This is a genomic window from Terrabacter terrae, assembly GCF_039529575.1.
GTDB classification, from domain to species: domain Bacteria; phylum Actinomycetota; class Actinomycetes; order Actinomycetales; family Dermatophilaceae; genus Terrabacter; species Terrabacter terrae.
Genome location: NZ_BAAANB010000113.1, coordinates 1 through 2,651 on the forward strand (window position 1 = coordinate 1; position 2,651 = coordinate 2,651).

Annotated in this window: 1 protein-coding gene; it reads right to left on the reverse strand. The window is 69.0% G+C overall.

All coding sequences use genetic code 11. The features are described from left to right. Positions 1 to 103: 103 nt before the first annotated feature. The coding region (gene gyrA, locus ABD194_RS19645) for a DNA gyrase subunit A (RefSeq protein ID WP_343994642.1) at positions 104 to 2,651 on the reverse strand (2,548 nt) is incomplete at its 5' end.

Genomic DNA, 2,651 nt, shown 5'->3' on the forward strand with positions numbered 1-2,651 from the left:
TCGTAGTACGACCCGTTCTGGCCGCTCCCGCCGGACTGGGAGCCGGAGCTCGTGCGCGTCGACGTGCCGGACCCGCTCAGGGAGCCCTCGGGGCTGGTCGCGCTCATTCGTCACCTCCGTTGTCGGTCTCCGACGAGCTCGCCTCGTCGCCCGACGTCTCGTCCGACGGTACGCCATCGGCGGCCGGAACCGCAGCCGGCGCTCCCGTGCCGGACGGCTGCTCGACGGGGTGGCCCTCCTCGATCTCGGCCACCGCGATCGCGGACTCGGCGTTGCGCGCCACGGCGACGATCGAATCGCCCTTGTCGGGCGTCGCGAACTTCACACCCTGCGACGAGCGGCCGGTGTGGCGCACCTCGTCGACGCGCGAGCGCACGATCTTGCCCTTCTCCATGACGACCATGACCTCGTCGGTGTCGATCACGGTCAGCGCGCCGACCAGGTCGCCGCCCTTCTCGCTGAGCTTGGCCACCTTGATGCCGAGGCCGCCACGGCCCTGGAGGCGGTACTCCGAGACCGGGGTGCGCTTGGCCAGGCCGTTCTCGAAGACGACGAACACGTCGGGGCTCTCGCCCTCCTCGACCACCGACATGGCCAGCAGGTCGTCGCCGTCGCGGAACTTCATCCCGGTCACGCCCGAGGTGGAGCGACCCATGGGACGCAGCGCCTCGTCGGTCGCCGTGAAGCGCACCGACTGGCCCTTGCGGGAGACGAGGAGCAGGTCGTCGCGGTTGGAGGCGAGGCCGGCACCGACGAGCTCGTCGCCGTCGCGCAGGTTGATCGCGATGAGGCCACCCGAACGGTTGGAGTCGTAGTCGGCGAGGCGGGTCTTCTTGACCAGGCCGGCGCGGGTGGCGAGCACCAGGTAGTCCGCCGACTCGTAGTCGCGCATCGCCAGCACCTGGGCGATCTGCTCACCGGGCTGGAAGGCGAGCAGGTTGGCGACGTGCTGGCCCTTGCTGTCGCGCGATCCCTCCGGCAGCTCGTACGCCTTGGCCCGGTAGACCCGGCCGAGGTTGGTGAAGAAGAGCAGCCAGTGGTGCGTCGTCGTGGTGAAGAAGTGCTCGACGACGTCCTCTCCGCGAAGGGTGGCACCGCGTACGCCCTTGCCGCCGCGCTTCTGCGAGCGGTACTGGTCGACGCGCGTGCGCTTCGCATAGCCGCCACGGGTGATCGTGACGACGACGTCCTCCTCGGGGATGAGGTCCTCCATCGACATGTCGCCGTCGAAGGGCACGATCGTCGTGCGGCGCTCGTCGCCGTAGCGCTCCACGATGTCGGCGAGCTCCTCGCTGACGATTCGCCGCTGACGCTCGGGGGACTCGAGGATCGCGTGGTACTCGTCGATCAGGGCCTGCAGCTCGTCGTGCGCCTCGATGAGCTTCTCGCGCTCGAGGGCCGCCAGGCGGCGCAGCTGCATGTTGAGGATGGCGTTGGCCTGGATCTCGTCGATCTCGAGCAGCTCGATCAGACCCTCACGGGCGATGTCGACGGTGCGCGATCCCCGGATGAGGGCGATGACCTCGTCGAGCCGGTCGAGCGCCTTGAGCAGGCCGCGCAGGATGTGGATGTCGGCCTCGGCCTTGCGCAGCCGGAACTTCGTGCGCCGGACGATGACCTCGATCTGGTGGTCGACCCAGTGCCGGATGAAACCGTCGAGCGGCAGGGTGCGCGGCACGTCGTCGACCAGGGCGAGCATGTTGGCGCCGAACGTGGTCTGCAGCTGCGTGTGCTTGTAGAGGTTGTTGAGCACGACCTTCGCGACGGCGTCGCGCTTGAGCACGATGACGAGGCGCTGGCCGGTGCGACCCGACGTCTCGTCCCGGATGTCGGCGATGCCCGAGATCTTGCCGTCCTTGACGAGGTCGGCGATCTTGAGGGCCAGCATGTCCGGGTTGACCTGGTAGGGCAGCTCGGTGACGACGAGGCACTGTCGGTTCTGGATCTCCTCGACCTCGACGACCGCCCGCATGATGATCGAGCCGCGACCCGTGCGGTAGGCCTCCTCGATGCCCTTGTGACCCATGATCAGGGCGCCGGTCGGGAAGTCCGGGCCCTTGATGATGCCGAGCAGCGCCTCGAGGAGGTCCTCGCGCGAGATGTCGGGGTGGTCCAGGTAGTACTGCGCGCCGGCCGCGACCTCGCGCAGGTTGTGCGCCGGGATCTGCGTGGCCATGCCGACGGCGATGCCGGCGGAGCCGTTGACGAGCAGGTTCGGGAAGCGGCTCGGCAGCACGGCCGGCTGCATGGTCTTGCCGTCGTAGTTCGGGACGAAGTCGACGGTGTCCTGCTCGATGTCGCGGACCATCTCCATCGCGATGGAGGCCATCCGGCACTCGGTGTATCGCGGGGCAGCGGCGCCGTCGTTGCCGCGCGAGCCGAAGTTGCCCTGGCCGTCGACGAGCGGGTAGCGCAGCGACCAGTCCTGCACGAGGCGCACGAGGGCGTCGTAGATCGCCGAGTCGCCGTGCGGGTGGTAGTGGCCCATGACGTCGCCGACGACGCGGGCGCACTTGTTGTAGCCGCGGTCGGGGCGGTAGCCGCCGTCGTACATGGCGTAGACGATGCGTCGGTGCACGGGCTTGAGGCCGTCGCGCACGTCGGGCAGGGCGCGGCTGACGATGACCGACATCGCGTACTCGATGTAGCTG